We start from the raw sequence: 21,705 nt of genomic DNA on the forward strand, positions 1-21,705 counted from the left end.
CTCCTGTGGACCGGCAGGCGGCGACGCCGATCCGCGTCCGGCCAGCCAGCCGGGCGGGAACCCGCCCGCCGGCGGGATTCAGCCGTCCTGCATTTTGCGCGACAGCTCGCGCGGCAAGGGAAAGGATACCTGCTCGCGCACGCCATCCAGCGGGCGCACGCTGCGCACGCCCAGTTCACGCAGCCGGGCAAGCACTTGCTGAACGAGCGCTTCGGGCGCGGAGGCGCCGGCCGTCACCCCCACGCGCCGCGCTTTTTCCAGCCATGCCGGCTGGATCATGTCGGGGTCGTCCAGCAAATAGGCGGTCACCCCCTTGCGCTCGGCGACTTCGCGCAGGCGGTTGGAATTCGAACTGTTCGGGCTGCCCACCACCAGCACCAGATCGCATTGCGGCGCCATGATGCGCACGGCGTCCTGGCGGTTCTGGGTGGCGTAGCAGATATCGCTCTTTTTGGGCTCGGCGATATCGGGAAACCGGGCCCGCAAGGCATCGGCCACCTGGGCCGCGTCATCGATCGACAGCGTGGTCTGCGTCACGAAGGCCAGATGACGCGGATCGCGCACCTGCAAGGCCTGCACGTCCTGCACGGTTTCCACCAGATACATGCCGTCATCGGCCTGCCCCAGCGTGCCTTCGACCTCCGGGTGGCCCCGGTGGCCGATCATGATGACCTCGCGGCCTTCCTTGCGCATGCGGGCGACTTCCACGTGGACCTTGGTGACGAGCGGGCAAGTGGCATCGAAGATGCGCTGGCCGCGCTGGTCGGCCTCGGTTCGCACGGCTCGCGAAACCCCGTGCGCCGAAAAAATCACGATGGCATCCGCGGGAGCATCTTCAAGTTCGTCGATGAAGATGGCGCCTTTGGCCCGCAGGTCTTCCACGACATAGCGGTTATGGACGATTTCATGACGCACGTAAATCGGCGCCCCATGGATTTCCAGAGCGCGTTCGACGATCTCGATGGCTCGGTCGACCCCGGCGCAAAACCCGCGGGGCTGCGCCAGCACGACTTCCGGGGCGGCGTCGGGGCGGCCGTCCGCCGCAGGCGCCGTCATCACAACACCCCCAGGATGCGGATCTCGACCTGCAGGTCGATGCCGGCGAGCGGGTGATTGAAATCGAACAGCGCATCATCGCCCTGCAGGGTCTTGAGCACGCCCGAATAACGCCCGCCGTTGGGCGCCACGAATTCAATCATGTCCCCCGCCTCGAACACCGTATCGGGCGGGGCATTGCGCACCATCTCGTCGTGGGAAATCCAGCGCAGCAATTCGGGATTGCGTTCGCCATAGGCCTGGGCGGCGGGAACATCCCGCGTGAAATGCGCGCCTTCGGGCTGGTCCACCAGGAGCGATTCCAGGCCCGGCGCCCACTGGCCGATGCCCATTTGCAAGGTGGCCGGCCGATCCAGAAAGGTATCCACGAACGCGGTCCCGGCGGCGGGACCCGACAGGGGTTCGATGCGATAGTGCAGCGTGACATAAGAGTCCGCATGGACGTGCGCGACGTCAGGGGAAGAGGTCAAAATGAGTTACCCGTGAAAAATCAGACAAACCCTTTTATTTTAAGGCCTATCATGCCACAAGACAGCCTATCACCCTGTAGCGAACGTCCTCGCGAACGCCTGCTGCGGCACGGCGCGCAGGCGCTGACGTCCGCCGAGCTGCTGGCGGTGCTGCTGCGCACCGGCACGCGCGGACGCAACGCCGTGGACATGGGCCGCGACCTGATCCTGCATTTCGGCGGGCTGAGGCGTCTGCTGTCGGCGGAAAGCAGCGCCTTGCTGGCCTTCCCCGGCCTGGGTATGGCCAAGACCTGCGAGCTGCTGGCCGTTCAGGAACTGGGACGCCGTTCGCTGGAAGAACCCTTGCGCAACGGCCAGGCCTTGAGTCAGCCCGACCGGGTCAAGCAGTTCTGCGCCATGCGGCTGGCCCACCTGCGCGTGGAACATTGCATCGCTCTCTTCCTGGACACCCAGCTGCAGCTGATCGACTGCGCGGACATTGCGCGAGGCACCCTGTCGCACGCCTCCATCTATCCGCGCGAGGTCGCCAGGGCCGCCCTGGCCCACCACGCCGCGGCCCTGATTCTGGCGCATAATCACCCCTCCGGGCTGGCCGAGCCCAGCCCGGCCGACATCGCCCTGACCCGGCAGTTGAAGCAGGCCCTGGCCCTGGTGGACGTGCGCCTGCTGGACCACCTGATCGTAGGCGCCACCGAGGTCACGTCCTTGGCCGAGCGGGGTCAAGTGTGATAGAATTTCTGGCTAACCTTGGATACGTTGCCAGGATTTTGATGTGGGCGCACCGCAGCTTTTCACATCCGTCCGGCTGGCGACCCCACTAAATTTACGGATTTCATCATGAAAGAAGGCATCCACCCCGAATACCGCGAGGTCGTGTTTCTGGACCTGCAGACCGGCAATAAATTCATTTCGCGTTCTTCCCTGAATTCCCGGGAAACGACCGAGATCGACGGCACGTCCTATCCCCTGTTCAAGTGCGACGTGACCTCCGAATCGCACCCCTTCTATACGGGCGCCCAGACCCGCATCGTCGAAACGGGCCGCGTGGAAAAATTCCGCGCCCGCTTCGCCCGCACGGCCGGCACGGTCAAGAAGTAAGGCCCCACGCTGTTTGCCTGCCCCCCTTGCGGCCTGCATGCCGCTCGGATTCGCCAGGCGTAGCGCAGTTCTCAAGGACTGCCCTACGTCCGGGCTTATCCCTCAAGGGGGCGTTTTTGCCTTGGGGCGGCCCGGCGGCAAAAAGCAGGCCAAGTCGCGTTGTCTTCCAGCGCCGGCCTACGCGCCCCCGAAGCGCTCGCACCGACCTGGCTGGCCAGCGCCGCAATCCCCGAAAAGGCAGCCGCCAGGCTGCCTTTTTCATTTAACATGGGTCCTACCCCTTCCCGGTGACCGAGCCAGTGCGCACTGAAGACCTGCGATCCACGCCCGCCCGGCTGACCGCCACAGCGGCGGCCAAACTGCCCCGCCTGTTTCTGCTGACGGTCGGGCTGGTCTATATCCTGGCCGGGCTGTTCTATCGCGACCCCTGGAAAACCGACGACGTCACCAGCCTGGCCACGATGCTGACCGCGCTATCGGGTCAGGATCACGCCTGGCTGCTGCCCCAGGTCGGCCAATTGGCGCAGGCCCAGGACGGGCCGCTGGTGACCTGGGTCGGCGCCTTTTTCATCTGGGCGCTGCGGCCGGCGCTGGAACTGCTCTTCACCCCGTTGAACGCCGCCATCATCGCTTCGCGGCTGCCCAACATCCTGTGGTTCGCCATCCTCACCAGTTCGGTGTGGTACGGCACGTATCTATTGGGGCGGCGCGCCGAAGCCCAGCCGCTGGCCCTGCCGTTCGGCGGGGAACCCTCCGAACGCGACTACGGCCGCATGCTGGCCGACGCCGCGCTGCTGCTCATCGTGGCGACAGTGGGCATCATCTGGCGCATGCACGAAACCTCGGAAGTGCCCGCCGTGATCGCCTTCCAGGCGCTGGCTTTCTATGCCATCGCCCGGATGCTGGATCACCCGGTGTCCGGCTCCATCACCCTGGGCGTGGCGACGGGCGCCGCCTTCCTGGCCCGGGGCTGGCTGGGCGGCCTGCCCCTGATGCTGGCCGCCCTGGTCATCTTCATCCCCAAAGGAGCGCTGGCGGACGCCCGCAAATGGCTGGTCATCAGCGCCCTGATTGCCGCCAGCCTGATCCTGCTCTGGTGGATTCCCGCTCGCGCATTCGGTCCGTACTGGACCACCAGCTGGCTGACCTGGACCGGCCACGCCTTCGGTTGGCCCAGCACACGCGCCTGGCTGAACATCGTGCGCGACCTGCCCTGGTTTCTATGGCCGACCTGGCCGCTGGCCCTGCTGGCGCTGTGGCGTTGGCGCGGCTGGTTTACCGCCCCCCACATCCGCATCCCGCTGGGTTTCGCCCTGGCGGCCCTGCTGGTGCTGCTGGCCGGAAGCGACCCCTTCGAGCCCGAATACAGCACCTTGGCGGTGCCCTGCGCCATCCTGGCCGCCTTCGCGCTGCCCACCCTGCGACGCGGCGTGGTCAACACCCTGGACTGGTTCGCCGTCATGTGCTTTTCCCTGACGGCCGCCACAGTCTGGCTAGGATGGATCGCCCTGCAGACCGGCTGGCCGGCGCAGATCTCCGCCAATATCGCCCGCCAGACCCGGGGCTTCGACATCCATATCGCCTGGCCGGCGACTCTCATCGCCATCCTGGGCACACTGGCCTGGATCGCCCTGGTGCGCTGGCGCCTGCGCAACCACCCGGCCGGGCTCTGGCGCGGCACGGCGCTATCGGCGGGCGGCCTGCTGACCACCTGGCTGCTGCTGGCCACCCTGTGGATGCCGGCTCTGGACTACGTGCGCAGCTACCGCGACGTCTCGGCATCGCTGGCGCGCGCCCTGGCCCGCGACCAGCGCCCCGGGGAATGCATCCGCACCCAGGGGCTGGGCAGCGGGCAACGGGCCTCATTCCTGGTATTCAACGGCATCGAACTGTCCTTTGACGAGGGCTGCCCGCTGCTCCTGCAGCAACTGGACATGCACGGCGCCGAGGCCACCCAGACCTCGCGCCCCGGCTATGAAATCCTCTGGGAAGGCCGGCGCGGCCCCGACCGACACGAAATGTTCCGTCTGGCGCGGGTGCGGCCCGCCCCCTGACCACCGATCATTCACCCTTCGAAGCCATGTCCACCCCTCCGGCGACGGCCGCTCCGTGGCGCACCATCCTGCAACAATCCTGGCCCATCCTGATCAGCGCCTGGGCGGGCATCGTCTTCGCCGTCCTGGACACGGCCATGGTCGGCCACACCGATGCCGTCGACCTGCAAGCGATGGCGCTGGGGGCCTCCATCTACATCACGGTCTTCGTCGGACTGATGGGTGTGATCCACGCGCTCATCCCCATCATCGCCCAGCATTTCGGCGCAGGCCGCCTGGACCAGGCCGGCCATGCCTGGGGACAGGGCGTCTGGCTGGCCTTGGCGCTGTCCCTGCTGGGGGGCGCCAGCCTGCTGTTCCCGAACACCTGGCTGGCCTTGTCGGGCAGCATCGAACCCGCCGTCCGCGAACGCGTCGCCGGCTACCTGATCGCCCTGGCGATGGCCCTGCCCTCGGCGCTGCTGTTTCGCACCATCTACGCCATGGCGACCGCGATTTCGCAGACGCGAGGCGTGATGATGATCAATCTGGGAAGCGTCGCCTTCAAGCTGTTGTTCAATACCTGGTTCATCTTCGGCGGCCTCGGGCTGGAGCCCATGGGCGCCGTCGGAGCGGGCGTCGCCACCCTGGTGGTGAACTGGATCATGCTGGCCGCCGGCCTGTGGATGATCCGGCGCCAGCCGGCCTTCCAGGTCCTGCGGCTGCGCGTGGGCAGGCCGCGCTGGCAGGACCAGAAGGAACTGCTGCGCCTGGGCCTGCCCATGGGGGGGTCCTATCTGATCGAGGTCTGCGCCTTCAGTTTCATGGCCCTGCTGGTCGCCCGGGATGGGCTATACGCCAGCGGCGCCCAGCAGATCCTCGCCAATCTGATCGCCCTGTGCTACATGCTGCCCATGTCGCTCAGCCTGTCGACGGCGTCCCTGACGGCCCAGGCGGTCGGGGCGCATCAACTGGCCGCGGCCCGGCGCACCGGGCTGCACGGCATTTCCCTGGTGCTCCTGGGCGCGCTCCTGACCAATCTGATCCTGATCAGCGCCCAAGGCCCGATCGTGCGCCTGTACACCGACGACCTGCAGGTCGCCGTCATTGCCCTGGCGCTGCTGCAGATCGCCCCCTGGTTTCACTTCTGGGACGCCATGCACTGCATCAGCGCCTACGTGCTGCGGGCCTACAAGATCGCCATCGTGCCGCTGATCCTGCAGATCACGGCGCTGACGGGCCTGGGACTGGTGGGCGGGTGGTGGCTGGGATACGGGCCGCAAGCCGGCGCCCTGGCCCCCGTGGCCGCCTGGTTCATGCCGGGCGCCCCGGTGGGCGCCGCCACCATGTGGATCATGGCCATGGCGGGGCTGGCGCTGACCTCGCTGCTGCTGTTCGCCTGGTACGGCCACGTGCTGCACCGCCAGGGCCGGGCCGGGCGCCGAACCCCGACCTGAAAAAGAAATCGGCCGAACAGGGATCGACGCCCCATTCGGCCGATTCTCCGACCGGACTGACTGACCGCTAGGCGGCGCGGGCTCCGGGCCTGTCCTTGGCGTCGGTGGCGGACGCGGCGTGCGGCGGCTGATCAGCACTCCCCTCTGCCTGTCCGGAAGCGCCAGATCCCGACTCGGCGGTCGTCCCGGGCGTCACCAACTCGACGACCTTGCTGCGCGACAGCACCCCGATGAATTCACCTTGCGCGCCCGTCACGGCCACAGGTTCGGGCGTGCGCAGCAGCTGGGCCAGCACCTCGTCCAGGCCGGCGGATGCCGGCACCGAGGCCATGTCGCTGAGGTAGCGGGCGATATCGCGGGCGCCATCCCGCACGGCGCGCTCGGCATCGGCGCGCACCAGCACGCCGGCCAGGCGCTTGCCGTCCAGCACGGCCGCGTAATCGTAGCCACGCGCGGCAAGTCGTTCCAGCGCATGGACCGGCTTGCTGCGCGTGGTCAGCGTCAGCGGACGCTCGTTGCACGCATGCGAGGCGTTCAGGACCTTGCCCCGGTTGACGTCCTGCAGGAAGGACTCGATGTAATCATTGGCCGGCGACAGCAGGATGTCTTCGGGCGTGCCTTCCTGGATCAGTTCGCCGTCCTTCAGGATGGCGATGCGGTTGCCCAGCCGCAGGGCCTCATCCAGATCGTGCGTGATGAAGACGATGGTCTTGTTCAGCCTGGCCTGCAGGGCCAGCAGCTGATCCTGCATCTCGTGGCGGATCAGGGGATCCAGCGCGGAAAAGGCCTCGTCCATCAGCAGGATCTCGGCGTCGGTGGCCAGGGCCCGGGCCAGGCCGACACGCTGCTGCATGCCGCCCGACAACTGGTGCGGATACTGCGATTCGAAACCGGCCAGGCCGACTTGTTCCAGCCAGTGCTGGGCGCGTTCGTTGCGCTGCGCGCGGCGCACGCCCTGCACGGCCAGGCCATAGGCGGCGTTGTCCAGCACGGTGCGGTGCGGCAGCAGGCCGAAGCGCTGGAACACCATGCTCATCTTCTGCTGGCGGAAGCGTTCCAGTTCCTTGGATTTCAGGCCCACCACGTCCACGCCGTCCACCAGGATCTGCCCCGCGCTGGGTTCGATCAGACGGTTGAAGTGGCGAATCAGCGTGGACTTGCCGGATCCCGACAGACCCATGATGACGTGGATGTCGCCGTCCTTGATGGACAGGCTGATGTCGCGCAGGCCCAGGGTGTGGCCGCTGCGTTCCAGCAGGGCTTCCTTGGACAGGCCGTCCCGGGCGGCCTGCAGCCAACGATCCGGATGCGGGCCGAAGATCTTGTAGATGTTGCGGACTTCGATCTTGTTCATGTCAGGCCCTCCGGGCTTGTTGCCGTTGGCCGAACTGCTGCGTGATCCGGTCGAAGATGATGGCCAGCACCACGATGCCCAGGCCCGCCAGCAGCCCCCGGCCCACCTGCAGGCGGTTGATGCCCTGCAGCACCTCGTAGCCCAGGCCGCGCACCCCGATCATGGACGCGATCACGACCATGGCCAGCGCCATCATGGTGGTCTGGTTGATGCCCGCCATGATGTTGGGCAGGGCCAGCGGCAGCTGCACGCCGAACAACTGGCGGGTGCGGCTGGCGCCGAAGGACCGGGATGCCTCGAGGACTTCCGCGTCGACCAGCCGGATGCCCAGGTCGGTCAGGCGGATGACCGGCGGCACGGCATAGATCACGGTGGCGAACAGCGCCGCCAGCTTGCCCAGGTTGAACAGCATCACCACCGGAATCAGGTAGACGAAGCTGGGCATGGTCTGCATGATGTCCAGCACCGGCAGCATGATGGTGCGGGCCCAGCGGAAACTGGCCATGACGATGCCCACGGGAATGCCGATCACCACGGAAAAAATGACGGCGACCAGCATCAGGGACAGCGTCTGCATGGACGCTTCCCACAGGCCGATGGCCCCCAGCAGGCACAGCAAGGCCCCCATGGCCAGGCTGAAACGCCATTTCCGGCTGGCAAGCCAGGCGATCCCCATCACGACGATCACGATGGCCCACCAGGGGGAATGACGCAGCAGGTTGTCGGCCCAGATCAGCAGATCCAGCAAAGGCTGGGTGATGGCCCGCAGCACGTCGGAATACTGCGTGACCAGCCCATTGACGAAATCGTCGATGGGCCGCTGCAGTTCCCGGGCTGAAATCAGTTCAGGAAACATGGACGGCCTCCTTTACAAGGCGGCCTTGACCCGCTCCGTCACATCGGCTGGCAGCCATTGGGTCCAGACATCCTGCTTGCTCTTCAGGAACCACATCGCGGTCGGCTGGGGCTCGGCGTCGTTCTTCTCCATGTAGGCCATGGTCTGGTTCATGTCGTCCAGCGGGACCTTGATCTTCGACAGGAAGGCCGTCAGTTTGGGCGCCTGCTCGGTGAATTGGGTCGTCACCGCCGTGAACACCGGGTTCTCCGGATAGTCGGATGCCTGCGGGTTTTCGCAATTGGGGTCGGTCAGGCACTTCTGCTTGGCCGCGTCATAGGGCGGCAGTTCCAGCTTGACCAGATCCATGGACCCGACCAGGGGCGTCGGATACCAGTAGTAGAAGGCCACGTTTTCCTTGCGCTTGTAGGCTGCCGTCAGGGCCGCCTTTTGCGTGGCGCCCGTGCCGGGGGAAAACAGGGTGAAGGTTTTTTCCAGGCCCAGGGCCTTGAACAGGTTCGTGCTGACAACCTCGCAGCCCCAGCCCGCCGGGCAGCCATAGAAGCGGCCTTTGGAAGGTTCCTCGGGGTCTTTGAAATCTTCCCAGTATTTGGGCAGGTCGGCGGCCTTTTTCAGATCCGGCAGACGGTCAGCCGTGTATTTCGGGATGAACCAGGCTTCGCCGCCCATGTAGATGTCGCCGATGCGCTTGACCTTGCCCGAGGCCTCGGCCTTGTTCCAGGGTTCCAGTGTGCTGTTCAGCCAGATCTCGCTGTTGATGTCCAGGTCGCCGCGCTGAAGAGCCGCCAGCGCCGGCAGAGTTTCCGTGGGCAGGACTTCCGAATCGCAACCGTAGCCATGCTTGATGATGAAGCGCTCGACTTCCACCAGGACCAGGTTGGATTCCCAGTTCATGCCGCCAAAGCGCATGGGTCGATCCAGTTCGCACTGCGGCGCGCCGGCCGCCTGGGCAACCGACGGAACGACCGACAGGCCGGCCAGCGCGGCCGTCAGGGCGAGCCCCAGGACGGATTTCGACCAACGGGGGGACAGAGTCGCATTGCGCGACGAAGACAGGGAGATAGACATTGAAGCCTCCTTTGGGTTACGGAGACGCCGGACGCAACACCACTGCGCATCAGACGCCATAGCTTAGGGGAGGGTGTGCGGAAGACGGTGAAGACCGCCAATACATACCAGCACTGCCGGTGCCAGGCACCGTAGACAGTCGAAAGCGAATCACCAAGGATCGGTATTCGCTGCGAACAGAATTGAAAATAAATAGAACAGCAGAAACGTTATTTTACACGCAGGATGACAGAAAATAAACCCCTTTACTGTTAACAAGCAAATTCACCCCCTACGGGAAGCCATCCCGGAAGGGGGTGAATCAGTCGATCGGGCGGCTATTTCAACGCTGCGTGTAGATGTAGTCCCTGCGCCAGGGATACGCCTGATCCGCCGGATAATCCAGCTCGTCGGAGCGGCCGGACGGCTGGGGCTGCGCGATGATCTGGTGCAAAGCAATCCAGCCATGCTCGAACCCCATGGCGCAGCCGGCCAGGTACATGCGGTAGGCCCGCAGGGATCGTTCCCCCTGGGGAGTATTCAGGATGGCCTTGGCCTCGGCCAGCTTGGCTTCCAGGGCATCGCTCCAGGCCCACAACGTGCGGGCGTAGTGCGGCCGGATATTTTCGACATCCAGGTCTTCAAGGCCCGCTTCGGCCATCGCTTGCAGCACGTAATGGATATGGGACAACTCCCCGCCGGGGAAGATGAACTTTTCAATGAAGTCGCCCATGCCGGCGCCCAGCTCGGTGTTGCTGATGCCTCCGGCCGTAATCCCATGGTTCATGATCAGGCCGCCGGGGCGCACCAGCCGGCGCAGCTTGCTGAAGTAGCCGACCAACTGCGCCCGCCCGACGTGTTCGAACATGCCGACGGAGGAAATCTTGTCATACGGCCGCGATTCATCGAGCTTGCGGTAATCCAGCAGTTCCATGCGCACCCGGCCGTCCAGGCCCTTTTGCTGGATCAGCTGATTGACGTAAGCATGCTGGTTGTGCGAGAGCGTAATGCCGGTCACATCGACGTCGTAGTGCTCGGCGGCCCACAACATCAAGCCCCCCCAGCCGCCGCCCACGTCCAGGAAGCGCTCGCCGGGCTTCAACGCCAGCTTGCGGCAGATGTGGTCCAGCTTCGCTTCCTGGGCCTGGGCCACGGTCATGCCGGGCTCGCGGTAATAAGCGCAGGAATAGACGCGGCGCGGATCCAGCCACAAGGCATAGAAATCGTCTGACAAGTCGTAGTGGAATTCGATCTGCCGCGCATCGCGATCCACCGAATGGCGCCAGACGGAGACCAGGCGCCGCACCAGGCTGCTCAACCAGCCCAACTGCGCGGCATCCACCGGCGAGCCGGGCAGGATTCCGGCGGCCAGTTGCATCAGATCCCGCATGGAACCGTCGAAATCGAACTTGCCATCGACGTAGTCTTCGCCCAGGGCGCCGACCTCGCCCGCCGCAAAGTGCGCCAGTGTGGAGGTGTCCCTGATCGCGAAATGCAGCTGCGCGTCGGCGGGACCGATGTTCTCGCCATCCGGCAGAGTCATGGACACCGGGATAGGCAAAGATCCAAGTTTGTTCTCGATGATGGATGCGATGGCAGTCAACAGAGCCTCCTGAGTTCACGATGGACCTTGTTATAGTAGCGCCAAACACGCCCTCTTCAAGCCCGATTGCCGCTCTTCATGCACCATAAACCCCCCGCCCCGATGCCTTCCTGGCTGGTGCTCATGGGCGCCCTGGCCGCTCTGGGTCCGGTTGCCATCGATATGTACCTGCCGGCCTTCGGCGCCATGGCACGCGATCTGCGGACGTCCCAGGGATTGGTTGAACGCACGTTGGCCAGTTACCTGCTGGGCCTGGCTGTGGCGCAATTGGCCTATGGCCCGCTGGCCGACCGCTACGGCCGGAAACTGCCGCTGCTGATCGGGCTGGCGCTGTTTTCCATCGCCTCGCTGGCCTGCGCCCTGAGCAACGACATCGATCACCTGATGCTCTGGCGCATCGTCCAGGCGTTTGGCGGCGCCGCCGGCATGGTGGTGCCCCGGGCGGTGATCCGCGACCACCTGGACACCCGCGAGGCCGCCCAGGCCCTGTCCCTGCTGATGCTGGTCATGGGGGTCATGCCGATCCTGGCGCCGCTGCTGGGCGGCCAGGCGGTGACGCTGGGATCATGGCGCACCGTGTTCTACCTGATGGCCCTGGCCGGCGCCGGCCTGTGGGTGGCCGTACTGCGCAAGATGCGCGAATCCCTGCCCGCCGACCGGCGCACGCCGCTGGCCATCAGCACCATTCTGGCGAATTTCCGCCTGCTGCTGACGCACCGGGGATTCATGGGCTACGCCCTGGCGGGCGGTCTGGGGTCGGCCGGCATGTTCGCCTATATTTCCGGATCGCCCCTGGTCTTCATCCAGATCTACGGCATCGATCCACGCTGGTTCGGCCTGGTGTTCGGCCTGAACGCGACCTCCCTCATCCTGGCCGCCCAGGTCAGCGCCCGCCTGCTGAACCGCCATTCGCCGCTGGAACTGCTGATCCGGTCCCAGACCACCTTGGTCCTGATGACGGCCGCCGCCCTGCTCCTGACCCTGGCGGGCTGGATCAACCTGCCCCTGTTGATGCTGTGCCTGATGGGGTTCATGGCCAGCCAGGGCTTCGTCGGCCCGAATGCGGCCGCCCTGGCCCTGGCCGAACAAGGCCCGCGCCTGGGCACGGCTTCGGCGCTGATGGGGGCCTTGCAGATGTTCTGCGGCGCCTTGTCCGGCTTCGTCGTCAGTCTGTGGCATACTGACAGCCCTTTGCCCCTGACGGCGGTACTGGCCGCCTGCGCGGCGCTATCGTGGCTGTCCAGCCGCCTGGCCATGAAGCATGCGCCACGCCGCCCTTGGTGAAGGGTATGAATACAGCTTGATTCGAAAGCCATTTTCAGTATAGAATGCTAGGCTTTCCTGATATAGATTACAGAGGTGAGACCATGGCACGCGTATGCCAAGTAACCGGCAAAGGCCCGATGGTGGGCAACAACGTTTCGCACGCGAACAACAAGACCAAGCGTCGTTTCCTGCCCAACCTGCAATCGCGCCGGTTCTGGGTCGAATCCGAAAACCGCTGGGTGCGCCTGCGCGTATCCACCAAGGCCCTGCGCACCATCGACAAGAACGGCATCGATTCCGTTCTGGCCGACCTGCGTGCCCGTGGCGAACTGGCCTGATCGGCCCTAGGAGCACATCATGGCAAAAGGTATCCGCGAAAAAATCAAGCTGGAATCCACGGCTGGCACGGGTCATTTCTACACGACCACAAAAAACAAGCGCAACATGCCGGAAAAAATGCTGATCAAGAAATTTGATCCGGTCGCGCGCAAGCACGTCGAATACAAGGAAACCAAGCTGAAATAATCCGGGGCGCCTCTCCCGGACCGTCTCACCGGTTTCGCAAAATCCCCGCCTTCGTGCGGGGATTTTTTTTGGTTCGCGATGACTGAGCACCGCATCCGCTGTACGTGACGCGAGTCCAGGGACGGGATCACTGACCGGCTTGCGACGAAGCGCCCGATGGGGCGCTCCTGATCCTATGCATGCTCGAAGCGTTCACCCCGCTCCGGCACGGCAGTCCGTCTCGAATGATTCACCCCGGGAAGCCGTCAGGCAATGGAGCGCAATACGCCTCCGTCCACGCGCAAAGCTGCGCCGGTCGTCGCCGAGGCTTGTTCCGAAGCGACGTAGACCACCATGTTCGCCACTTCTTCCGTAGTGGCGAAACGCCGGATCAGCGTGGTCGGGCGCATCGTTTTCAGGAAATCCTGCTCGGCCTGCTCGGGCGTGATGCCTTGCTCTTGCGCAACCGACTTCATCCAGTTGGACAGGATCTCCGAATCGGTCGGACCAGGCAGCACCGCGTTGACGGTGACGCCGCTGCCCGCGACGAGCTCGGCCAACCCGCGCGATACGGCAAGCAACGCAGTCTTGGTCACACCGTAGTCGATCATTTCCTTCGGGATGTTCAAGGCCGATTCGCTGCTGATGAACACCACGCGCCCCCAACCGCGCGCCGTCATCCTCGGCAGGTAGTGGCGCGCCAGGCGCACGCCGCTGAGCACATTGAGCTGGAACAGGTCGAGCCACTCTTCATCGGTTTGATCGAAGAAGTTGTTCGGGCGCGCGGTGCCGGCGTTATTGATCAGGACGTCGGCATCCGGCGCTTGCGCGATCAGCGCGGCGCAGCCTTCCGGCGTGGCGATGTCGGCAGCGACGCCGCGCAGTTCCGCCTGCGGCAACAGCGCGCGTATTTCGCGCAGCGCCGTGTCCACGCGCTCCTGCGTGCGGCCATTGACTACGACCGACGCGCCGGCGCGCGCCAGGCCTTCGGCAATCGCGCGGCCGATGCCGGCGGTCGAGCCGGTCACGATGGCTTGGCGGCCTTTGAGTTCGATATGCATGGGATTCGTCTCCGGTGGGATGGTGGTTCAGATAGTGGTATTCGCAACTTCGGCTTCCGCCGCGCGGGCAAGGCGTTCGACCCAGTCTTGATGATAGCGATACAGCGCACCGGGATATCGGCGGCCGATCACGTCGGACGCGCGCCGCTTCAGTCGGGCTTGACAAGATCCTGGAAGATCAGCGGCGCCCACTCATGACCGCGCGCCTGCACCAGCGCGCCGCCCTCGGCGAGCTTGCCCAGCCGCACCGGCGCGAAGCCAAGCCGCTCGGCAAGCGCTGCAACGGGCGGCATAGCGCTGTCGTTGTCACCGGCGAGGAACACGACGCGGCGCCCCCCATCGACGCGTGGATCGGCGGCCAGCAAGCCGGCGGGCAGATGATTGAAGCCTTTCACGAACTTCGCGCCGGCAAAGGCCTTGGCGACGACCGCGGAAGACGGCAAGCCGCCAAGCTCTTCGACCGGCACGCCATATGCGTTCGTCGCATCGATGACGGTCTTGCCCTGCCAGTCCGGCAGCGTCTCGGCAACGGCGACGTGCTCCCGGAACGGCACGGCGAGAAAGATGACATCGGCCTGCAAGGCGTCGCGCAGCGTCGCGGGACTGACGCTCGCGCCAGTCGCCCGGGCTTGCGATGCCAACGCTTCAGGCGTGCGCCGGCTGGCGACGGTGACTTCGAGGTTCTGACGGGCGAAGGCGCGGGCAAGAGCTTGCCCCACGGCGCCGAAGCCGATGATCGAATACGACATGGAATTTCTCCTGCATGAATGTTTGCCTAGGGAGAATACTAATTGCATCCTAATTCGGCGATAATCAGGTGATTTTTCATAAAACCTATTCCCAATAAGAATGGATAGATTCCAGGAATTGAACGCCTTCATCGCCGTGGTCGAAACCGGCGGATTTTCCGCGGCCGCACGCAAGACCGGAGATTCGCAATCGACGATCAGCAAGGCGGTGAACGCGCTGGAGAAACGTCTCGGCGTCGCGCTGCTCCACCGCAGCACGCGCAAGGTGACGCTGACCGACCAGGGCCGGAAATACTATGAACGCACCAAGCCGCTGCTGGACGAAATCCAGGTGGCCGATGGCGAATTGACCAGCAGCGTGCAGGATGTTTCCGGCCTGGTTCGCATCGCCGCGCCTTCGACATTCGGACGCCTGCACGTGCTGCCGCTGATTCCCGAATTGCTGTCGCAGCATCCCGGCTTGCGCATCGATCTGGTGCTGTCCGATGCGTTGCGCGACATGGTGGAAGACCGGATCGATCTGGCAATCCGCGTCGGCCAAGTCCATGATCCGGATTCCGTGGCACGTCGCGTGGCGGGCACGGCGCTCGTGTGCGCCGGCTCCCGCCGCTACTTCGAGCGACACGGCATCCCGAAGACGCCCGCCGACCTGGCCGATCACAACTGCCTGATCTACGGCGAGATGGCAGAGTGGCCGTTCAGGGGGGCGGAGGGTCGTTCCAGCGTGTCGGTGCGCGGCACGCTTTCCTCCAATAGCGCTGAAACGATCCTGGCCGGCGTGATGGCGGGTGTAGGCATCGGCCTGTTCCATCGCGCTTCGCTGGTCGGTGAATTCCAACATCCGGATATCATCGCCGTGCTCGATGAATTCATGCACGAGCCACGCGACGTCAGCCTTGTCTGGCCGCAGCGCCGGTTCGTGCCCACGCGCGTGCGCCGCGCGACGGATTTTCTTGCATCGGCGCTCTCGAAACGCATCTAATCTCCGGACGCAGGGCGGTCCCACGGAAACACACCGCCTGCAGGTCTTTTCTTACCGCCACCCACAGCCTCTATAATGGTCAGCTTGGCCCACACCTCTAACCGTCCAGACAGATCCATGCAGGAACGCTACATCCCGAACCAGGTCGAATCCGAAGCCCAGGCCCATTGGCGCGAAGGCGACGTCTATCGCGTCACCGAACACGCCGCCAACGCCGACGGATCCCTCAAGCCCAAGTTCTACGCCTGCTCGATGCTGCCCTACCCCAGCGGCAAACTGCACATGGGCCACGTGCGCAACTACACCATCAACGACATGATGACCCGCCAACTGCGCATGCGCGGGTACAACGTGCTGATGCCCATGGGCTGGGACGCCTTCGGAATGCCGGCGGAAAACGCCGCCATGAAATCCGGCGTGCCGCCCGCCAAATGGACTTACGACAATATCGCCTACATGAAAAAGCAGATGCAGGCGATGGGGCTGGCCATCGACTGGTCGCGCGAAATGTGCGCCTGCGATCCGTCGTACTACAAATGGAACCAGTGGCTATTCCTGAAGATGCTGGAAAAGGGCGTCGCCTACCGCAAGACGCAGGTCGTCAACTGGGACCCCGTCGACCAGACCGTGCTGGCCAATGAGCAGGTCATCGACGGACGCGGCTGGCGCTCGGGCGCCCCGGTCGAAAAGCGTGAAATCCCCGGCTACTACCTGCGCATCACCGACTACGCGGACGAACTGCTGAACACCCTGGAAGACGGCCTGCCCGGCTGGCCCGAACGCGTGCGCCTGATGCAGGAAAACTGGATCGGCCGCAGCGAAGGGGTCCGCTTCGCCTTCCGCCACGACATCCGCGACGCCGACGGCCAACTGATCCAGGACGGCCTGCTGCACGTCTTCACCACCCGCGCCGACACCATCATGGGCGTCACGTTCTGCGCGGTGGCTCCGGAACACCCGCTGGCCACCCGCGCCGCCCAGGGCAACCCCGAACTGACCGCCTTCATCGACGCCTGCCGCCAGGGCGGCACGACCGAAGCCGAACTGGCCACCCGCGAAAAAGAGGGCCTTCCCACGGGCCTGTCCGTCACGCATCCGCTGACGGGCGAACCCGTCCCCGTCTGGGTCGGCAACTACGTGCTGATGAGTTACGGCGACGGCGCCGTCATGGGCGTGCCGGCGCACGACGAACGCGATTTCGCCTTCGCCCGCAAATATGGCCTGCCCATCCACCAGGTGATCGCCGCCCAGGACCAGGCCTGGTCCGACGCCGCCTGGCAGGACTGGTACGGCGACAAGCAAATCGGCCACACCGTCAATTCCGGCAAGTTCGACGGCCTGACCACGGCGCAGGCCATCCAGGCCGTCGCCGCAGACCTCAAGGCCATGGGACTGGGCGAATTGCGCACCACCTGGCGCCTGCGCGACTGGGGCATTTCCCGCCAACGCTACTGGGGCACTCCCATCCCCATCATCCATTGCGCCGACTGCGGTCCCGTGCCGGTTCCCGAAAAAGACCTGCCCGTGATCCTGCCCGACGATCTCGTGCCCGATGGCAGCGGCAACCCGCTGGCCAAGCACGAGGGCTTCCTGTCCTGCCATTGCCCGTCCTGCGGCAAGCCCGCGCGGCGCGAAACAGACACCATGGACACCTTCATCGACTCGTCCTGGTATTTCATGCGCTACACCTCGCCCGGCAACGACCAGGCCATGGTGGATGCCCGCAACGACTACTGGATGCCGATGGACCAGTACATCGGCGGCATCGAGCACGCCGTGCTGCACCTGCTGTACGCGCGCTTCTGGACACGCGTCATGCGCGACCTGGGCATGCTGAAATTTTCCGAACCCTTCACGAAACTGCTGTGCCAGGGCATGGTGCTCAACCACATCTATTCGCGCAAAAACGAACGGGGCGGCATCGAATACTTCTGGCCCGACCAGGTGGACAACATCACCGACGACAAAGGCGCCATCACCGGCGCCCGCCTGAAGTCGGACGGATCGATGATCGACTACGGCGGCATCGGCACCATGTCCAAGTCCAAGAACAACGGCGTGGACCCCCAATCCCTGATCGACGGCCTGGGCGCGGACACGGCCCGTCTGTTCGTCATGTTCGCCAGTCCGCCGGAGCAGACCCTGGAATGGTCGGACTCCGGGGTGGATGGCGCCAACCGGTTCCTGCGTCGCCTGTGGGCCTTCTGCCAGTCGCAGCAGGATACCCTGCGCGGCCACCTGAACCCGCCCGCCGACTGGTCCGGCCTGGACGACGAAGCCGCCGCGCTGCGACGCGCCATCCACGGCCTGCTGAAACAGGCGGACTACGATTACCAGCGCATTCAGTACAACACGGTGGTGTCCACTGCCATGAAAATGCTCAACACCCTGGAATCCGCCGCCCAGGCGGGGGTGGGCGGTCCGGCGCTGGCGGAAACCACGTCCGTTCTGCTGCGTGTGCTGTACCCGGTGGTGCCGCACATCACCTGGCAGCTGTGGCGCGATCTGGGCTTTGCCGACGCACAGGGCGATCTGCTGGACGCCCCCTGGCCTGCCGTGGACGAGGCCGCGCTGCTGGCCGATACGGTCGAACTGGTGCTGCAGGTCAACGGCAAGGTCCGCGGCCAGCTCAGCGCGCCCCAGGATGCCGACAAAGCCGCCATCGAAGCGCTGGCCCGCGCCCACGAAGCCGTCGAACGCTTCCTGGAAGGTCGCATCCCGAAACGCGTGGTGGTGGTCCCCGGCCGCCTGGTCAACGTCGTCGGGTAAGCGCCATGACCCTCCTCACTTCCTTCGCACGCCGCTTGCGCCTGACCCTGGGACTGGCATGTCTGCTGGCGCTGGGCGCCTGCGGCTTTCACCTGAAGGGCGCCACCCCGCTGCCCTTCCACAGCATCTACACGAACATCGACCTGGATTCCGCATTCGGCGCCCGGCTGCAACGCACGATTCTGGCCAATTCACCCGACACGCGCTTCACCCGCGAACGCTCGCAGGCCGACGTCTACCTGCACCAGATCTCGGAAAGTCAGAATCTGCGCCAGTTGTCGATCGATGCCGAAGGCCGGGTCGAGGAATACGAGCTGAACCTGGACTTCTCCTTCCAGTTGCTGGACAAGACCGGCCACGTCCTGCTGGCGCCGACCACGCTGCACAGCGTCCGCGAACTGCCTTATAACGACCGCATCGTCCAGGCCAAGGAAAGCGAGATCACGCGCACGTTCAAGGACATGCGCAACAGCCTGATCGACCAGATCCTGCGCCGCATCAGCGCCCCCGACGTCCAGGACGCCTATCGCAACGCGGCGGACCGGCCGATCGTCTCGATCCCCGACGCCAGCATCCGGCGCGACAACCAGGGCTATCGGACAGGCGGCCCCGGCACCCCCGGCGGCATGCCTTACTGATCCATGTCCAGCCGCACGCCCGACGCCGATCAGCTCATTGCACAGTTCGCGTCCGGGCGCGATCTGCCGCCCTGCACCGTTTTGTCGGGCGACGAGATCCTGCTGGTCACCGAAGCGGCCGACGCCTACCGCGCCGCCGCCACCCGCCAGGGCTGCAGCGAACGCACCCATCTGGTGATGGATGCCCGCAGCGACTGGAGCACCGCGCTGATGGCCGCCCGCAACACATCCCTGTTCGGCGATCTGCGCATGGTCGAAATCAGCCTGCCCACCGGCAAGCCCGGGAAGACGGGCGCCGACACGCTGCAGGCGCTGGCCGACATGGCGGCGCAAGGCCAACTGCCCGATGTCCGCATGCTGATCCGGCTGCCGGCGCTGGACTGGACGACGCAAAAGGCCAAATGGGTCCAGTCCCTGAAAAAACAGACCCACTGGATCGACGTGCCGACCATCTCGCGCGCCGGCCTGCCCCAATGGATCGCCGGCCGCCTGGCCCGCCAGGACCATACGGCCGACGCCGACACCCTGGCCTGGCTCAGCGACAAGGTCGAAGGCAACCTGCTGGCGGCCCATCAGGAAATCCAGAAGCTCGCGCTGCTCCACCCGGCCGGCCCCCTGAGCCTGGACCAGATGCAGGCTGCCGTGCTGAACGTAGCCCGCTACAATCTCTATGACTTGCGCGATGCCATGCTGGCCGGACAGGCCGACCGCGCGCTGACGGTGCTCAGCGGCCTGCGGGCCGAGGGCGAGGCCCTGCCGCTGGTCCTGTGGGCCGTCGGCGAGGAAATCCGCATCCTGGCCCGCGTCAGCGCCGATGCCAATCCGGAAGGCGCCCTGAGGGCCTACCGCATTTTCGGCCCGCGCGAACGGCTGGTCCGCCAGGCGCTGCAGCGGGTGCCGGCCCGCGCCTGGCCCGCAGCCTTGCGTCACGCTCACGAAGTCGACCGGCTGATCAAGGGGATTCCGGTGACCGGCCGGCTGCGGGACCCCTGGGATGAACTGGCCCGGCTCGTCCTGCGCATTGCCAGCGCCGGCGCCCGCCGCTCCTGATCCGCGAATTTTTGACCGAACCGCCATGAACGCACCTGAATCCGCTTTGTCCTCGCTCGAAATCCTGGGCCGCCAGGCCCGCCAGGCCGCCCGACAGATGCGCACCGCATCCAGCGCGGCCAAGTCCGCCGCCCTGTTGGCCATGGCCGACCAATTGCAAAGCCGCCGGGACTGGTTGCAGGCGGAGAACGAACGCGACCTGCAGGCGGCCGCCCAGCGCGGCCTGGAAGCCCCGCTGATGGATCGCCTGCGCCTGTCGGACAAGGCCCTGGAAACCATGGCGGCCGGGCTGACGCAGATCGCCGCCATGCCCGACCCCATCGGCGGCCTGAGCGAAACCACCCTGCGCCCCAACGGCATGCGGGTGGCCCGGATGCGGGTGCCGCTGGGCGTCATCGGCATCATCTATGAATCGCGGCCGAACGTCACCATCGACGCCGCCGCGCTGTGCCTGAAGTCTGGCAACGCCACCATCCTGCGCGGCGGCAGCGAAGCCTTCCATTCCAACCAGGCGCTGGGCGGCATCATCCAGGCAGGCCTGCAGGCGGCCGGCCTGCCGCCCCAGGCCGTGCAGGTCGTGGACACCACCGATCGCGCCGCCGTGGGCGAAATGGTCACGCTCACCGACTATATCGACGTCATCATCCCGCGCGGCGGCAAAAGCCTGATCGCCCGTCTGTCGGCGGAATCCCGCGTGCCGCTGATCAAGCACCTGGAAGGCAATTGCCACCTGTACGTGGATCGCGCCGCCGACCTGGACCGCGCGCTGGACATCGCCATCAACGCCAAGACCTATCGCTACGGCATCTGCGGCGCCATGGAAACCCTGTTGGTGCACGCCGACGTCGCCTCTGCATGGCTGCCCCGCGCCGCCGCCCGCTTCACCGAATTGGGCGTGGAACTGCGGGCCTGCCCGCGCGCCGCCGCCCTGATGCCCGGTTCCATCCCCGCCACGGACGAGGACTGGGCCACGGAATACCTCGCCCCCATCCTGGCGGTGCGCGTGGTCGACTCCCTGGACGAAGCCATGGACCATATCGCCCGCTACAGCTCCGAACACACCGAATCCATCATCACCGAAGACCTGACGGCGGCCCAGCGCTTCCAACGGGAAGTCGATTCCAGTTCCGTCTATGTGAACCTGCCCACCTGTTTCGCCGATGGCTTCGAATACGGCCTGGGAGCGGAGATCGGCATTTCGACCAACCGCCTGCATGCCCGGGGGCCCGTCGGCCTGGAAGGCCTGACCATCCAGAAATGGGTGCTGACCGGCGAAGGCCAATTGCGGGGCTGAGATGCTGTGGGTCAAGACCTTTCACATCCTGTTCGTGGTGTCCTGGTTCGCAGGGCTGTTCTACCTGCCTCGCATCTACGTCAATCTGGCGCAGGCCGACGACCCGGCCGTGCGCGCCACGCTGCTGGGCATGGCCGGGCGCCTGTACCGCTTCATGACGCCGCTGGGCATCCTGGCGCTGATCCTGGGCGTCATCCTGTGGCTGGGCTACGGCATCGGCCAGGGCCAGGGCTGGCTGCACGCCAAGCTGCTGGGGGTGCTGGGCCTGGCTGTCTTTCATCTGGCCTGCCGGCGGCACCTGCGCGCCTTCACCATGGGCGCCAACCGCCACAGCCACCAGTACTTCCGCTGGTTCAATGAAATTCCGGTGCTGCTGTTGCTGCTGATCCTGATCCTGGTGGTCGTCAAACCTTTTTAA

The 21,705-nt window shown here is 65.4% G+C and carries 21 protein-coding genes; 13 read left to right on the top strand and 8 right to left on the bottom strand.

What is annotated here, in order from left to right; translation table 11 throughout:
• Positions 1-78: 78 nt before the first annotated feature.
• Positions 79-1,056 carry a 4-hydroxy-3-methylbut-2-enyl diphosphate reductase gene (gene ispH / locus WBG56_RS12970; protein WP_424268975.1) on the bottom strand — a complete coding sequence of 326 codons (978 nt, stop codon included), beginning with the start codon at positions 1,054-1,056 and terminating at the stop codon, positions 79-81.
• Positions 1,056-1,526 (bottom strand): FKBP-type peptidyl-prolyl cis-trans isomerase, encoded by a 471-nt coding sequence (locus WBG56_RS12975; RefSeq protein ID WP_424268977.1) that lies wholly within the window; start codon positions 1,524-1,526, stop codon positions 1,056-1,058. The genes ispH and WBG56_RS12975 overlap by 1 nt, the downstream gene beginning before the upstream one ends.
• A gap of 51 nt (positions 1,527-1,577) precedes the next feature.
• On the opposite strand from WBG56_RS12975, the gene radC reads away from it, so the two are divergent.
• The 4 genes from radC (at position 1,578) to WBG56_RS12995 (ending at position 6,114) form a co-directional block, all read left to right on the top strand.
• Positions 1,578-2,255, top strand: a complete 678-nt coding sequence (gene radC, locus WBG56_RS12980) for a RadC family protein (RefSeq protein WP_424268979.1) — start codon at positions 1,578-1,580, stop codon at positions 2,253-2,255.
• 108 nt (positions 2,256-2,363) lie between these two features.
• Entirely contained in the window at positions 2,364-2,624 is a 261-nt protein-coding gene (locus WBG56_RS12985) for a type B 50S ribosomal protein L31 (RefSeq protein WP_424268981.1), read from the top strand.
• Between the two features lie 299 nt (positions 2,625-2,923).
• Positions 2,924-4,678, top strand: a complete 1,755-nt coding sequence (locus WBG56_RS12990; protein WP_424268983.1) for an ArnT family glycosyltransferase — start codon at positions 2,924-2,926, stop codon at positions 4,676-4,678.
• A 26-nt stretch (positions 4,679-4,704) separates the two neighbouring features.
• Positions 4,705-6,114, top strand: a complete 1,410-nt coding sequence (locus WBG56_RS12995) for an MATE family efflux transporter (RefSeq protein WP_424268985.1) — start codon at positions 4,705-4,707, stop codon at positions 6,112-6,114.
• A gap of 67 nt (positions 6,115-6,181) precedes the next feature.
• Here WBG56_RS12995 and WBG56_RS13000 read toward each other — a convergent pair whose 3' ends face one another.
• From WBG56_RS13000 to WBG56_RS13015, 4 genes are all read right to left on the bottom strand, one after another.
• Positions 6,182-7,468, bottom strand: coding sequence for a quaternary amine ABC transporter ATP-binding protein (locus tag WBG56_RS13000; RefSeq protein ID WP_424268987.1), 1,287 nt, complete (start codon positions 7,466-7,468; stop codon positions 6,182-6,184).
• Between the two features lies 1 nt (position 7,469).
• Positions 7,470-8,324, bottom strand: coding sequence for an ABC transporter permease (locus WBG56_RS13005; RefSeq protein ID WP_424268989.1), 855 nt, complete (start codon positions 8,322-8,324; stop codon positions 7,470-7,472).
• A 12-nt stretch (positions 8,325-8,336) separates the two neighbouring features.
• Positions 8,337-9,392: an ABC transporter substrate-binding protein gene (locus WBG56_RS13010; RefSeq protein WP_424268991.1), complete on the bottom strand. Its 1,056-nt coding sequence runs from the start codon at positions 9,390-9,392 to the stop codon at positions 8,337-8,339.
• A 322-nt stretch (positions 9,393-9,714) separates the two neighbouring features.
• Entirely contained in the window at positions 9,715-10,914 is a 1,200-nt protein-coding gene (locus WBG56_RS13015) for a class I SAM-dependent methyltransferase (RefSeq protein ID WP_424269204.1), read from the bottom strand.
• A 162-nt stretch (positions 10,915-11,076) separates the two neighbouring features.
• Between WBG56_RS13015 and WBG56_RS13020 the strand changes: the two genes are divergently transcribed.
• From WBG56_RS13020 to rpmG, 3 genes are all read left to right on the top strand, one after another.
• Positions 11,077-12,258 carry a Bcr/CflA family multidrug efflux MFS transporter gene (locus WBG56_RS13020; RefSeq protein ID WP_424269206.1) on the top strand — a complete coding sequence of 394 codons (1,182 nt, stop codon included), beginning with the start codon at positions 11,077-11,079 and terminating at the stop codon, positions 12,256-12,258.
• 83 nt (positions 12,259-12,341) lie between these two features.
• The gene (rpmB, locus tag WBG56_RS13025; protein ID WP_066453342.1) at positions 12,342-12,578 is read left to right on the top strand and encodes a 50S ribosomal protein L28; all 237 of its coding nucleotides are present in this window, start codon (positions 12,342-12,344) and stop codon (positions 12,576-12,578) included.
• Positions 12,579-12,597: 19 nt separating this feature from the next.
• Complete coding sequence (rpmG, locus tag WBG56_RS13030; RefSeq protein ID WP_094854780.1) at positions 12,598-12,765, top strand: 50S ribosomal protein L33; 168 nt, start codon at positions 12,598-12,600, stop codon at positions 12,763-12,765.
• A 245-nt stretch (positions 12,766-13,010) separates the two neighbouring features.
• Here rpmG and WBG56_RS13035 read toward each other — a convergent pair whose 3' ends face one another.
• Together WBG56_RS13035 and WBG56_RS13040 are read right to left on the bottom strand one after the other, a co-directional pair.
• A complete protein-coding gene (locus WBG56_RS13035; RefSeq protein ID WP_424268993.1) occupies positions 13,011-13,805 on the bottom strand; it encodes an SDR family NAD(P)-dependent oxidoreductase in 795 nt (264 codons plus the stop codon).
• Between the two features lie 149 nt (positions 13,806-13,954).
• On the bottom strand, positions 13,955-14,554 hold the full coding sequence (locus WBG56_RS13040) for an NADPH-dependent F420 reductase (RefSeq protein WP_424268995.1): 600 nt from the start codon (positions 14,552-14,554) through the stop codon (positions 13,955-13,957).
• 100 nt (positions 14,555-14,654) lie between these two features.
• Between WBG56_RS13040 and WBG56_RS13045 the strand changes: the two genes are divergently transcribed.
• From WBG56_RS13045 to WBG56_RS13070, 6 genes are all read left to right on the top strand, one after another.
• Positions 14,655-15,536: a LysR family transcriptional regulator gene (locus WBG56_RS13045; RefSeq protein WP_424268997.1), complete on the top strand. Its 882-nt coding sequence runs from the start codon at positions 14,655-14,657 to the stop codon at positions 15,534-15,536.
• Between the two features lie 117 nt (positions 15,537-15,653).
• Positions 15,654-18,305, top strand: a complete 2,652-nt coding sequence (gene leuS / locus WBG56_RS13050; RefSeq protein WP_424268999.1) for a leucine--tRNA ligase — start codon at positions 15,654-15,656, stop codon at positions 18,303-18,305.
• 5 nt (positions 18,306-18,310) lie between these two features.
• The gene (lptE, locus tag WBG56_RS13055) at positions 18,311-18,943 is read left to right on the top strand and encodes an LPS assembly lipoprotein LptE (RefSeq protein ID WP_424269001.1); all 633 of its coding nucleotides are present in this window, start codon (positions 18,311-18,313) and stop codon (positions 18,941-18,943) included.
• Between the two features lie 3 nt (positions 18,944-18,946).
• Positions 18,947-19,993 (top strand): DNA polymerase III subunit delta, encoded by a 1,047-nt coding sequence (holA, locus tag WBG56_RS13060; protein ID WP_424269003.1) that lies wholly within the window; start codon positions 18,947-18,949, stop codon positions 19,991-19,993.
• A 46-nt stretch (positions 19,994-20,039) separates the two neighbouring features.
• A complete protein-coding gene (locus WBG56_RS13065) occupies positions 20,040-21,287 on the top strand; it encodes a glutamate-5-semialdehyde dehydrogenase (RefSeq protein ID WP_424269208.1) in 1,248 nt (415 codons plus the stop codon).
• Between the two features lies 1 nt (position 21,288).
• A complete protein-coding gene (locus WBG56_RS13070) occupies positions 21,289-21,705 on the top strand; it encodes a CopD family protein (protein ID WP_424269005.1) in 417 nt (138 codons plus the stop codon).

Origin of the sequence: Castellaniella sp., from assembly GCF_049671645.1 — a bacterium.
Classification (GTDB): Bacteria; Pseudomonadota; Gammaproteobacteria; order Burkholderiales; family Burkholderiaceae_B; genus Castellaniella.